Source organism: Bordetella tumulicola (genome assembly GCF_054779135.1).
The window spans coordinates 1,269,756-1,282,827 of record NZ_BAAGYU010000007.1 but is presented as its reverse complement, the minus strand read 5'-3'; the positions used below and the strand labels follow the sequence as shown (position 1 = coordinate 1,282,827).

Annotated in this window: 11 protein-coding genes; 9 read left to right on the top strand and 2 right to left on the bottom strand. The window is 57.6% G+C overall.

Going from position 1 to position 13,072, the window contains the following annotated elements; all coding sequences use genetic code 11:
• Positions 1 to 4: 4 nt before the first annotated feature.
• Entirely contained in the window at positions 5 to 925 is a 921-nt protein-coding gene (locus ACYVDM_RS14235; RefSeq protein ID WP_415792804.1) for a glycosyltransferase family protein, read from the bottom strand.
• A 289-nt stretch (positions 926 to 1,214) separates the two neighbouring features.
• Here ACYVDM_RS14235 and rfbB point away from each other — a divergent pair, with 289 nt between their 5' ends.
• The 6 genes from rfbB to galU all read left to right on the top strand — a co-directional run bounded on the left by rfbB (position 1,215) and on the right by galU (position 7,698).
• The gene (gene rfbB, locus ACYVDM_RS14230; RefSeq protein ID WP_415792805.1) at positions 1,215 to 2,291 is read left to right on the top strand and encodes a dTDP-glucose 4,6-dehydratase; all 1,077 of its coding nucleotides are present in this window, start codon (positions 1,215 to 1,217) and stop codon (positions 2,289 to 2,291) included.
• Positions 2,288 to 3,196 carry a dTDP-4-dehydrorhamnose reductase gene (gene rfbD, locus ACYVDM_RS14225; RefSeq protein ID WP_415792806.1) on the top strand — a complete coding sequence of 303 codons (909 nt, stop codon included), beginning with the start codon at positions 2,288 to 2,290 and terminating at the stop codon, positions 3,194 to 3,196. Before rfbB ends, rfbD begins: the two co-directional genes overlap by 4 nt.
• 26 nt (positions 3,197 to 3,222) lie before the next feature.
• Positions 3,223 to 4,101, top strand: coding sequence for a glucose-1-phosphate thymidylyltransferase RfbA (gene rfbA / locus ACYVDM_RS14220; protein ID WP_415792807.1), 879 nt, complete (start codon positions 3,223 to 3,225; stop codon positions 4,099 to 4,101).
• A gap of 3 nt (positions 4,102 to 4,104) precedes the next feature.
• Positions 4,105 to 4,653: a dTDP-4-dehydrorhamnose 3,5-epimerase gene (gene rfbC, locus ACYVDM_RS14215; RefSeq protein ID WP_415792808.1), complete on the top strand. Its 549-nt coding sequence runs from the start codon at positions 4,105 to 4,107 to the stop codon at positions 4,651 to 4,653.
• 12 nt (positions 4,654 to 4,665) lie between these two features.
• Positions 4,666 to 6,660, top strand: a complete 1,995-nt coding sequence (locus tag ACYVDM_RS14210) for a capsular polysaccharide biosynthesis protein (protein ID WP_415792809.1) — start codon at positions 4,666 to 4,668, stop codon at positions 6,658 to 6,660.
• 201 nt (positions 6,661 to 6,861) lie between these two features.
• Positions 6,862 to 7,698 carry a UTP--glucose-1-phosphate uridylyltransferase GalU gene (gene galU, locus ACYVDM_RS14205; protein ID WP_415792810.1) on the top strand — a complete coding sequence of 279 codons (837 nt, stop codon included), beginning with the start codon at positions 6,862 to 6,864 and terminating at the stop codon, positions 7,696 to 7,698.
• Between the two features lie 25 nt (positions 7,699 to 7,723).
• Here galU and ACYVDM_RS14200 read toward each other — a convergent pair whose 3' ends face one another.
• On the bottom strand, positions 7,724 to 8,950 hold the full coding sequence (locus tag ACYVDM_RS14200; protein WP_415792811.1) for an RNA-guided endonuclease TnpB family protein: 1,227 nt from the start codon (positions 8,948 to 8,950) through the stop codon (positions 7,724 to 7,726).
• Between the two features lie 134 nt (positions 8,951 to 9,084).
• Here ACYVDM_RS14200 and ACYVDM_RS14195 point away from each other — a divergent pair, with 134 nt between their 5' ends.
• The 3 genes from ACYVDM_RS14195 to ACYVDM_RS14185 all read left to right on the top strand — a co-directional run bounded on the left by ACYVDM_RS14195 (position 9,085) and on the right by ACYVDM_RS14185 (position 13,072).
• The gene (locus ACYVDM_RS14195) at positions 9,085 to 10,002 is read left to right on the top strand and encodes a glycosyltransferase family 2 protein (RefSeq protein ID WP_415792812.1); all 918 of its coding nucleotides are present in this window, start codon (positions 9,085 to 9,087) and stop codon (positions 10,000 to 10,002) included.
• Positions 10,003 to 10,008: 6 nt separating this feature from the next.
• Entirely contained in the window at positions 10,009 to 12,156 is a 2,148-nt protein-coding gene (locus ACYVDM_RS14190; protein WP_415792813.1) for a glycosyltransferase family 2 protein, read from the top strand.
• A gap of 118 nt (positions 12,157 to 12,274) precedes the next feature.
• On the top strand, positions 12,275 to 13,072 hold the full coding sequence (locus ACYVDM_RS14185) for an ABC transporter permease (protein WP_415792814.1): 798 nt from the start codon (positions 12,275 to 12,277) through the stop codon (positions 13,070 to 13,072).

Here is a 13,072-nt window from a genome sequence, read left to right as displayed (position 1 = left end):
GCGACTACGCCGCCGTCAACAACGTCTGCATGAGCGTCGGCGTCTCGATGACAGGCGTCGAATGCCGCGCATGCGCGGCTGTGCGCAATGCATTTAGCCGCGCGCGATTTTCCACCAGCTCCGCAATCGTCTGCACCCACAAATCGGGCTCGTTTTTCAGTAGCAAGCCGTCTTCGCCGTGCACGATCGCATTGGTATAGGCACTGGGCGTCGAATAAACTCCGATCGCCCCGCAACGCGTAATGTCGTAAATCTTGCTGTGCGATCGACCTTCATTAAAAGACGAGGGCAGCAATGGGGCCAAACCAATATGGCCATTAATCGTTTGGCAATGGCTGATATAGCTATGCCACGACATCGGATGTAAAACCCGCGTCCGGGGCAGATCGCGAAATTGCAGATTGACCGCGTGATTGCCGATCACTTCAAAATGTAGATCCGGGCACTGATACAGCAGTCTTTCGACGATCGGGTGCAGCCAGTCGAGCTCGGCCTGATGGGTTGCCGAGCCGTGATAAAACATCTGGACGGGACTTTGCACATCCAACGGGCGCAAGGGCAGCGGCGTATTATCCACGCCCAACGGCAGCGGCCGGGGCGGTATGACCTGCATCACCTTGAACTGATAGCGGTCTTGCAGTGTCTGCGTCGAAAACCAATACGCCGACGCCAACGCGCGAATATCCGGAATAAATGCACCGCAATATTTTTGCAGTTTCTTGATATAACTACGTGGTAATCCCGCCCAGTGTTTGGGATGCAGCAAATCATCATCCATAAAATACGCCACATAGCTCAGTTGGCTACGGTGCGTACGCAGGGCGGCGACCCATCGCGCATTCAAATAACGCACGATCACTACGCCCGTCCCGGGCGCCAGATCGCCAAAATGCGGCGTATCTTGATCCAGATCCTTATATGACACGGGGAGCCCCGTTTCTTCCAGACGAGAGCGGATGTAATAATCGGTAGACGGATTGTTATTTTGTTGCAGAACCAGCCAACGACTTACCGTATTCTGCGGCCAAATAGCTTGGCCGCGACTCGAAGGCTTGAAACGGTGAAGTATGCGAGACAGCGGCGCCATCATTCCCTGGGTGCAAAGATTTATACTGGTGTGTTGAATGGTACATTACCCGCCGAAATGTCGGGGAATGTTCATTTGCGGTACGGCACCCAAGCTTTTGCCTGACTATGTGATAGCTGATTGAAAGATGACAATACTCGTAACGGGCGGTGCCGGGTTTATTGGTGGCAATTTTGTCCTGGATTGGCTTGCCCAGTCGGACGAGGCCATTATCAATCTGGATAAACTGACCTACGCAGGCAACCGCCAGACCCTGGCGTCACTGCGGGATGATCCCCGGCATGTCTTTGTGCAGGGCGATATTGCCGACCGCGCTTGTATTGATCGCCTCTTGGTCGAGCACAGTCCCCGGGCCGTGGTGAACTTCGCAGCGGAATCCCATGTCGATCGTTCCATTGACGGACCGGCGCCTTTTATTCAGACCAACGTCGTCGGCGTATTCACGCTGCTCGAGGCCGTGCGGGCGTTTTATGGCACGCTCAGTGGTTCGCCGCGTGAGCAGTTCCGCTTTCTGCACGTCTCCACCGACGAGGTCTATGGTTCGTTGTCCCCATCCGATGCGCCGTTTGCGGAATCCCATCCGTATCAGCCCAACAGCCCTTATTCCGCCTCAAAAGCCGCGTCCGATCATTTGATCCGGGCCTGGCATCACACCTACGACCTGCCGGTACTGACGACCAACTGTTCCAACAACTACGGTCCCTATCATTTCCCGGAAAAACTCATCCCGCTGACGATCCTGAACGCACTCGCGGGCAAGGACCTGCCCGTCTATGGCGATGGTCAGCAAGTGCGCGATTGGCTCTACGTCAAAGACCACTGCCATGCACTGCGCCGTGTCCTGCAAGACGGCCGGGTGGGGCAGACCTATAACGTCGGCGGCAATAGCGAGCGCACCAACCTGCAAGTCGTCCATGCAATTTGCGCCTTGCTCGACGATATGCATCCGCGCGCGGACAGCCAGTCTTATGCGCGGCAGATCACGCACGTCCAGGATCGCCCGGGCCACGACCGGCGCTATGCCATCGACGCGGCCAAGATCGCGCGGGAATTAGGCTGGTCGCCCGCCGAGACCTTTGACTCAGGGTTGCGGCAGACCGTACGGTGGTACCTCGATCACGCCGACTGGGTGCAGGGCGTCGTCAGCGGGGACTACCGGCAGTGGGTCGCGCGGCAATACGGATCCGCAGGGGACGCTGCGTGAAAATACTGATCGCAGGAAAAAATGGCCAGGTCGGCCATGCGTTGCAACATCGTCTGGCCGGGATGGGCGAGATCATCGCCGTCGACCGCCAGCGTTGCGACCTGGCGCTGCCTGACGCCATCAAGGCCACGCTGGACGCCGAGCAGCCCGACATCATCATCAACGCCGCCGCCTACACCGCGGTGGATCGGGCCGAGCAAGAGCCCGATCTAGCCATGCAGATCAATGGTGTTGCCCCCGAGATCCTGGCCCAAGAGGCCCAGGCATCCGGCGCGCTGCTCGTGCACTATTCCACCGACTATGTCTTTAGCGGCGACAAGGCCGGCGCGTACCTCGAGTCCGACCCTGTTGCACCGCAATCCAGCTATGGCCGCAGCAAACTCGCGGGCGAGCAGGGCATCGCGCGTCATTTATCCCGGCACCTGATCCTGCGCACCAGCTGGGTCCACAGCGAACACGGCGGCAATTTCATCAAGACGATATTGCGCGCTGCACAACAGCGCGACGAATTAAACATCGTGGCCGATCAGGTCGGGGCGCCGACCAGCGCCGCCTTAATTGCTGACATCACGGCACAGTTGCTCATACGCTATCAGCAGCACAATCAACTAGGTGAAACACCACCGTCGGGTTTCCCGTATGGCTGCTATCATCTGGCCGCATCAGGCTACACATCCTGGTACGAGTACGCTCGTCTGCTGGTTCGACTGGCCGGCGACGCTGGAATAACACTAAAAGCGACACCGGAGACTGTCCTGCCGATTCCTACCGCCGCCTATCCATTGCCAGCCCGTCGGCCCGCCAATTCCCGCCTGGACACCGCAAAACTGCGGACAACATTTGGGTTGTCGCTGGCAACGTGGGAAGATGGCGTTCAGCAAACGGTTGCGCGGTTAGCGCGGTAATAACAAAACGCAAGGGAAACACCTGAATGACGAGGCGTAAGGGCATTATCTTGGCCGGTGGCTCAGGCACCCGGCTTTACCCCGCTACACTGGCTGTGTCTAAACAGCTGCTGCCTGTCTATGACAAGCCCATGATCTATTACCCGCTCAGTGTGCTTATGCTGGCGGGTATTCAGGATATCCTGGTTATCTCCACGCCCCAGGACATGCCGCGGTTTCAGCTACTGCTGGGCAACGGCAGCCAATGGGGCCTGAATCTGCAATACGCCATCCAGCCCAATCCCGAAGGGCTGGCCCAGGCCTTCTTGATCGGCGACGCCTTCCTCGACGGCGCACCGTCCGCGCTGGTGTTGGGTGACAACATCTTCTACGGTCACGACTTTTCCAAACTGCTGCACCAGACGGCCGAACAGCAAGCCGGGGCCACCATCTTTGCCTATCACGTACACGACCCGCAGCGTTATGGCGTCGTCGAGTTCGACAAGCAAGGCAAGGCCCTCAGCCTCGAAGAAAAGCCCTTGCGTCCGCGTTCCCACTACGCCATCACCGGGCTTTACTTCTACGACCACCAGGCCGTCGACATCGCCAAGACCATCAAGCCCTCGATCCGGGGCGAGCTGGAAATCACCGATCTCAATCGTGCCTACCTCGCGCAAAATGCGCTGGACGTCGTCATGATGGGGCGCGGCTATGCGTGGCTGGACACCGGCACGCACCAATCCATGCTCGAGGCCAGCCAGTTCATCGCCACCATCGAGGCCCGTCAGGGCCTGAAGGTCGCGTGTCCCGAAGAAATCGCCTATCGCCTGGGTTATATCAACGCCGAGCAATTGGTTCGACTCGCTGAACCTTTACGCAAAAATGGTTATGGTCAGTACTTGATGAATATCGTCACCGAAATCTGACCGATGAAATCCACCGCTACCGCGATTCCCGACGTACGCCTGTTCGAGCCGCAAGTGTTCGAAGACGCACGGGGATTCTTCTACGAAAGCTTCAACCAGCAATGCGTCGACGAGGCCCTCGGGCGGTCCGTGGCTTTCGTCCAGGACAACCACTCGCGCTCCGCGCGCGGCGTCGTGCGCGGCCTGCATTACCAGTTGGCCCCGCGCGCCCAGGGCAAACTCGTGCGCGTCCTCGCGGGCGAAATCTACGATGTGGCCGTCGATCTGCGTCGCGGCTCGGATACCTTCGGGCTGTGGGTAGGTGAAATCCTGTCCGAACAAAACCGTCGCCAACTCTGGATCCCCGAGGGTTTCGCCCACGGCTTCGTTGCCTTGTCCGAGACGGCAGACGTGCTCTACAAAACCACCGACTATTGGGACAAGAGCCTCGAGCGCTCCATCATCTGGAACGACCCCCAGCTGAACATCGACTGGCCCACGACCCCAGAGCTGATCCTGTCCGAAAAAGACCTTCAGGCCGGCCCCTTTGCCCGGGCCGATCTGTTTGACTGATCGTCGTCGCCCATGACGCTGCCCAGGTTAATCATCTGCTCTGCCGGTGTACGGAAAATCGCGACCCTGGCCGCCTTGCTGGATGATCATGAGCTCGTGCGTCAATCCGCCCAGCCCCAGCCGGGTGACAGCGTTGTTGCCTGGGGCCAGCGCCCCAGCGCACTGCGTGCCCAGCGATATGCCGAGCGCCATGGACTGGGCGTTCGTCACATCGAGGATGGCTTTCTTCGCTCCGTCGGCCTCGGTTACATGGATGCCCCCTTATCCATCGTCTATGACGACCAGGGGCTCTATCTGGATGCCAATCACCCCGCACGACTCGAGACCCTGGTCCGACAACCGCTAGACACCGCCCAACAGCAGCGGACCCACGCCCTGATCACCGCGTGGCGAGAAGGGCGGGTCTCCAAATACAACCACACCCGCGACGCCCATCCCGACCTGCCCGCCGGTTATATCCTGGTCGTCGACCAGACGTACGGCGACGCCTCGGTCACCGCCGGCGCCGCCGGGCCCGACGCCTTTACCCGCATGCTCGCCGCCGCACTCGACGAGCATCCCGATCGCACCATCGCCCTCAAAATCCATCCCGACGTCGTCTCGGGCCGCAAGCGCGGCTACTTCAACGTCGATCAGGTTCGCGCCACCCCCCGCGTCGTCCTGCTGGACCAGGACATGCATCCCGCCGGCCTGCTGGCCGATGCCCATGCCGTTTACACCGTGACCTCGCAGTTGGGTTTCGAGGCCCTGCTGTGGGGCAAACCCGTCCGCACCTTCGGCATGCCGTTCTACGCTGGCTGGGGCCTGACGCAGGACGACTTGCCCGCGCCCGCGCGACGCCAGCCAGTGCCGCTGCAGCAACTCGTCCACGCCGCCCTGATCGGCTATTGCCGCTACGCCGATCCCGAGACCGGCCAGCGCTGCGAAGTCGAAACCGTCCTGGCCTGGCTCGCCCTGCAGCGCCGGATGCGCCAGCGCTTTCCCGAACGCATCACCGCCGTGGGTTTCTCTGGGTGGAAACACGGCTACGTACGGGAATTCTTCGACGGCAGCCGCGTGCATTTTGCCTGGTTCGCCAAACGCGCCAGCCAGGACGACACCGTCGCCAGCTGGGGCCGCAAGAAAGACGCCGCCCTACAGCACCGTCCATCGGACAAGCCCGTCATCCGTGTCGAAGACGGCTTTCTGCGCTCCGTCGGCCTGGGCGCCGACCTGATTCGGCCCGTCTCCTGGGTACAAGACGACCTAGGTATTTATTACGACGCCACTCGGCCATCCCGGCTCGAACACCTGCTCGCGCACACCGATTTTCCGCCCGCCGTGCTGGCCCGTGCCGCCGCGTTACGACAGACCATCTGCGACGCCGGCATCACTAAATACAACCTGACGGGGCAGGTCGCCTGGACGCGTCCCGCCGAGGCCCAGCGGGTCTTGCTCGTCGTTGGCCAGGTCGAAACCGACGCCTCGATTCGCTACGGCGCCAGCACCATCCGGCGCAATATCGACCTGCTGCGTGCCGTGCGCCGGGCCTATCCCGACGAATACGTCCTGTACAAACCGCATCCCGACGTCCTGGCCGGGCTGCGCTCATCCGGCGAAGGCGAGGGCGAGGCACTGGCCGACTGCGATGAAATCATCGGCGACACCTCGTTAGAGCAGATCCTGCCCCTCGTCGACGAGGTCCATGTCCTGACCTCCCTGGCCGGTTTCGAGGCCCTGCTGCGCCACAAACCCGTCGTGACCTACGGCCAGCCGTTTTACGCCGGCTGGGGGTTGACTGACGACAGGGGGCTCACCCCCGATGTCCGGCGCCGGCGCAGCCGCACCCTCACGCTCGACGAACTGGTCGCCGGGACTCTGATGTTGTATCCGACCTACGTCAGTCGGGTCACCCATCGGTTCACCACCCCCGAGAGGGTGTTACAAGAACTGATCACCTGGCGTGAAATGCCTCGACAGAGCAGCCGTTGGCGACACGGTATCGCCAAATTATTTCGTGAGAAATGAGACACAATATTGCCGAACCCGCGCTTTGATGTGTATTTGTCACTTTACTGTAGATTTATGTTACATCAGTGATGTATCGTTGCAGTCCGCATGACATTAGTTCTTCAAAATGCCCGGCTAATATTCTTGTAGCGCAGTTTGCTTTTGTTTGCAGACTTGCCAGTGGCCTTCCTTCATACTCGCGTTTTCTCGTAGGTAGCTATGAAACCAATCCGTAAAGCCGTATTTCCTGTAGCGGGCCTGGGCACCCGTTTTTTGCCCGCCACCAAAGCGATGCCCAAAGAGATGCTGCCCGTCGTGGACAAGCCTCTTATTCAATACGCCGCTGAAGAGGCCGTCGCCGCAGGAATTACCGAGCTTATCTTCGTCACGGGCCGCAACAAGCGCTCGATCGAAGACCATTTCGACACGATGCCCGAGCTCGAGGCCGAACTGGAAGCCAAAAACAAACTGCAGCAGTTGCAAGCCATACGCAGCATCCTGCCCGCGCACGTCAACTGCGTCTATATCCGCCAATCGGCCCCGCTAGGCCTGGGCCACGCCGTGCTGTGCGCCGCTCCCGTCGTCGGCAACGAGCCGTTCGCCGTCCTACTGGCCGATGACCTGATCGACGCCGACATCCCCGTCACCCGCCAACTGGTACAGGTCGCTCACTCGTGCGAGGGCAGCGTCTTGGGTATCCAGAACGTCGAGCGTCACGAAACCAACAAGTACGGCATTATCGCCGGCACGCAGTTGGACGACGAAACGTGGCGTCTGACCTCCATGGTCGAAAAACCCGAACCCGCGCTGGCGCCGTCCACCCAGGCCGTAGTGGGGCGCTATGTGCTAGAGCCGGAGATTTTTGAATATCTGCGCCAAACCACCCCCGGCGCCGGCGGAGAAATCCAGCTGACCGACGGTATCGCCGCCATGCTGCGCGATCGTGCGGTGTTCGGTTATCAATATGAGGGTACGCGCTACGACTGCGGTAACAAGCAGGGCTTCTTCTCCGCCACGCTGGCGTTGGGCAAGAAGTACCACGGCTTTACCGAATAAGCGCCGCGGCATCTGATAACGAGCTCTAGCGGTCATTTTGATCCAACATCCTTTGACTGCTCCCTTCCCTGAAGGAAAGGGATTCCCACTTCACAGAACCGAGCCGTTGCGCATCAACACTCATGCACTCAGGTCTTACCGTTTCTCCATGGGCTAACACCGCCAGCCCGGCGGCTAATACGTTATGCGCTGCGTTGATGTCGCGATCGTGGTCTGTGCCGCATGCTGGACAGGACCACCGTCGCATACTCAGCGGCAGCTTAGGTAATACGTACCCACAAGTGTGGCAACGCTTGCTGGAGGGATACCAGCGATCCACGCGCACAAACTCACGCCCAACCCAACGCGCTTTGTACTCAAGCTGTCTCACGAACTCCGCCCACCCGGCATCACCGATGGATTTAGCAAGACGGCGGTTTTTCTGCATATTTGATACAGACAAGCTTTCCACGGCAATCACTTGGTTTTCGTGGATCAACCGGGCAGAAAGCTGGTGCAGGAAATCTCTGCGGGTGTCTGTGATCTTGGCATGCAGCTTGGCGACTTTTAGCCTCGCCTTGGCACGGCGAGCCGAGCCGCGTTGTTTCCTGGCCAGATGGCGTTGCAGCTTGGCCAACTTGGCTTCATGCTTACGAAAGACCTGCAGCGCATTGATTTTTTCTCCTGTTGAGAATGTCGCAAAATGAGACAACCCCAGATCAATGCCGACGCAGTCCGAGACGGGCGCCTGCTGCGCCACGACGTCATCGCACAGCAGGCTGACGAAGTATCGTCCTGCGGGGTCTTTGCTGACGGTGACTGTGGTGACCTTGGCCGCCTTGGGAATCTGACGGGACCAACGAATCGGGAGCGCCTCGCGCATCTTCGCCAATTTGAGCGACCGGCCATCCCAGCGAAAGGCACTGGCGGTGTATTCGGCCGATTGCGGGCCGTCTTTCCGTTTGAATCGCGCGTATCCGGAGCGTTTCGCGAAGAAATTAACAAACGCCGTTTGCAAATGGCGCAGCGCTTGTTGCAACGGAACACTACTGACCTCGTTCAACCAGATGTGGTCTGGCGTCTTTTTCAGCGCCGTCAGCGCAGCCGAGGTCGCGTGATACCCCAGACGTTCTTGCCGCTGGGCCCAAGCCGTCGAACGAAGACTAAGCATGTGGTTATAGACCACGCGTACGCACCCAAACGTGCGAGCCAGCGTGATCGCTTGCTCGGGCGTGGGATAGAACCGGAATCGGTAGGCACGTTTGGTTTGCATGGGCCAAAGACTATCCAAACCAAACCCAATGACTGGATATTTATCCAGTCATTGGGTCAAGTCAGACCAATCCTACAACCTGACGGCCGCGCTCCTTTCCTCCCCGGCATGAATGCCGAGGTTTCTCGGAGCAAATGATGAAGTTTGCAGTGGGTGCGATCTTCAAGAACGAAGACGCCTATGTATTGGAATGGCTGGCGTTCCACAAGATCGTCGGATTCAGTCATTTTCTGATTGCCGACAACGATAGTACAGACCTGACCCGTCAGATCCTGTCGATCTTGCAGCGACACGAGCCCATTACGCTGGTGGACTATCCGGACGAACCGGACGTCCGCCCGCAGTTGGGTGCCTACAATTTGCTCTCGCGCGAGTGCCCGGACGACATCGACGCCATCGCATTCATCGATGCCGATGAGTTCATCACGCCGATGGATGGTGCGAACTCGGTTGTCCCGAAACTGACCGAGCTGTTCTCGGATCCGGACGTGGGCGGGGTCGCGCTGAACTGGGCGTGCTTTGGCTCCGGCGGCGAGCGTTTTTGGGAAGACGGCTTGGTGATTGAGCGATTTTTACGCCGATCGCTGATCAAGTTTTCCGTTAATCAGCATTACAAGGCCGTGGTCAGGCCCACCAGCGTGGATCACTGGGCGACGCCGCACCATGCCGTGCTGACCCAGGGGCGTTACGTAGACGCAACGGGAACTGATCTGATTTTTCGTGATGGCCGGCAAGACAGCTTGAGCAAAGCCGTGATCTGGTCGAACATGCGTATTAATCATTATGTCGTGAAATCATTCGAAGAATTTGTGCTGCGCAAAAGCCCCAAGGGCAGTGCGACCAAAGCCGGGCGCATCAAGCATCGCAAATACTTTGAGTTGCACGATAAAAACAACGAACAGTGCGACGATATGTTGACTTTTGTACCCGCAGTTAAAGCCGAAGTAGCTCGTTTAGAGGCCCTGATCGCCCCTGAACTGGAAGCACGAGCGCCAGGATCGCCCTGGCGGCAGTGGTTGCATAGCCTGAAATCAGGCTTGCAACGGGGCTAATCGGGCATGTTTTTTGAAAATACCGTATTTACGCAGCAGACTCCCGATACCTGGTTGACGCCGTCCAGGCAGGGAGACGGCGCGTCGGCTGGCGGCGTGTACTTGATCCAGGGCAGGGCTGTTGGACATGATCGTGCCTATAGTGCCGTCCTGACGCTGAGCCTGGTGGATGGTCAAACGGCAAACGTGGATGTCCTGGTGACGCGGCGCGGACAGATACAAGAGATGGTCGATGTGCCCGTTGGTATTCGAGCTATCAGGGTCAAACCCGCATCCGACTCAACGACGCCAGGCGATGTCACCGTGTCATTGCGTCGGTTGTCTTGGCCGGAATATCGGTTTCGCCAGTTGCGGCGGATCGTGCCCGTCTTTTTTCGGCAAACACAGCAGCGCCGTGCCCGGGCAGGCCTGAAGCTGCACACCCTGTTTACGAATCTGAACCACGCGTATTCCGTGTCTTGCCGGTTCAGGGCGAACGCGTATATGCGTAGCTATGCCGATTGGCATGCCGAGTTTTATAGTGTGTCTCCTGAAGACCGCCATTTAATGCTGAAGCATTTGCGCCATTGGCAGCAGCCTCCCCATTTTCAGGTCGTCATCCTGGCGGGTGAGGGCGATGATGTGGCGGTGGATCCGTTCATTGACGAGACGCTGGACAACCAGATCTACCCGCATTTTTCAAGAATCCGCTTACCGTACGAGGGCTGGGTTCAGGCATTGGCTGACTTGTCTCAGGTGACCCCGCTAGGTTCGGCATCTGCAGGCGCCAAAGACACCAGGCTTGGTGCAGACTGGACGATCGTCCTGCGCCATGGCACACAGCTGTCCGAAGCGGCCCTATATTGGCTGGCGCACAGTACGACGGATGCCAGTCAACCTGCGGTCGTTTATGCAGACCACGATAGCATCGATGCTGACGGACGCTTGTCACAGCCCGCTTTCAAACCGGACTGGTCGCCCGAGTTACTACGTGCGACCAACTATATTGGCGACGCCTTTGCCTGGCGCACTCGACCGTTGGCCCCCATCTGGGATGTAGCACAGGCTGCAACTTACAGTACAGACGGTGCACTGCATAGTCTATTGCTGGCCCTGACAGCCGATACACCCCGAGTGGCGCATGCGCCCGCGCCACTGTGGCACGTAAACGAAGAATTAGTACAGGTTGATCGTAGTTCCAGCACCGAAACGCGCGATGTCGTTGCTGCCGATTTGCAGAGACGGGGTATTCATGCGTCGGTAGAGGCAACCGGCACAGGCCGTTGTCATGTGCGCTATGCCTTACCAGTGCCCCCACCGCTGGTCACCATCGTGATTCCTACGCGAGACGGCTTGGCTCATCTGCAGTGCTGCATCGATCGTCTTTTGCAAAAAACTTCGTATTCCGCGTACGAAATCATCGTCATGGACAATCAAAGCGTCCAACCTGAGACATTGGCGTATCTGCGGACGATTGAGGCCAGGCCGAATATTCGTATTTTGCCATTTGATGAGGCATTCAATTATTCCAAAATTAACAACCTTGCGGTTCAGCAGGCGCGAGGGGATTTGATTTGTTTGCTGAACAACGATACCGAGGTCATTTCACCCGAGTGGCTAGAGGAAATGGTCAGCTTGTTGATGCAGGAGGGTACCGGCGTCGTCGGCGCCAAGCTACTGTATGGTGACAACACTGTTCAGCATGGTGGGGATACGGTCGGTCCCGGAGGATGCGCAAACCATCTACACACCGGCATAGACAGAGACGATCCGGGCTACTGTGGGCGCGCCTTGGTGTCACAAGACTTGTCCGCAGTGACGGCCGCTTGTCTACTGACGCACAAGTCCCTGTATCAGTCCCTAGGCGGCTTGAACGAGATCCAACTGACTGTTGCTTTTAACGACGTAGATTTTTGTTTACGTGTACGAGATGTGGGACAGCGGGTAGTGTGGACTCCTCATGCGTTACTCTATCACCACGAATCGATCACTAGAGGAAAGGACACGAGTCCGGCACAGACTCTGCGCGCGCGGGCCGAGGTGGAGTATATGCGTACGAGCTGGGCTCATTTGATGCACCATGATCCATTCTATAACCCGAATCTCAACTATCAATATCCTGACTTTAGTTTGAGTGGCATGCCACACGTGATGTTGCCTTGGGGTAGAAAGTAGGCTGTGTTTGAGCGGAATCCCATTATTTGTTTAGCAGCTTGCAACATTCGCTAAGTTTATTCGCATGTTTTCATAGGTATACTGCGATGCAATATCGATCTACCAGAGTTTCGTCCCTATGACGCCACGCACTCCGTTTCAAATCACTCGTGCGGTTATTTTTGCACTGTTGTTGCGCGAAATGCGCACGCGCTTTGGTCAGCGACGGATGGGGGCATTTTGGATGTTGGCTGAGCCAGTTATTCAACTGATAATTATGGTCGTCGTGATGGGGGTCATTCGTGGTCGAGGGCCTACTCAAGGTATTCCATTTGCCATGTTTTTGTTGACGGGTATTGCGCCCTTTATCATGTTTAGAGGCGTTGCGACGCTGATTATGGAGGGGCTAGCCGCTAACCGAGGGCTATTTGCGTACAAGCAATTGACTCCGATGGATACTTTCGTGGCTAGAACGATAATGCAATGCTGTATTGCCAGCATTTCATACTTGTTTGTTTTAGCGGCGTTCGCATGGTATGGCTATGATGTAAGCATTCATAGACCGTTGGAGTGGCTCGGCTTATTGCTAGTAGGGATTGCTTTGGCTTTCGGCATGGGTATGGTGCTCGCTGTGATTGTAGATGCCATTCCTGAAGTACGCACTTTCGTCCGTTTCTTTTTTATGGTGCTTTATTTTTCGTCAGGTGCGATTTTTCCAGTGGCCAGTTTTCCCAGCTATGTGTTGCCATATATAGCTTGGAATCCATTTCTGCATATGATGGAGTTGATACGGGAGGCCGTATTTCCGTTTTACGTTGTCTTGGATTTAGTGTCTTTTCCCTATGTACTAATTTGCACGGCTGTCTTGCTAAGTGCCGGTCTGGGACTATTTAGAATCAGAAAATCGAAAATGTTGGCTATTAAAGGAATTACTTAG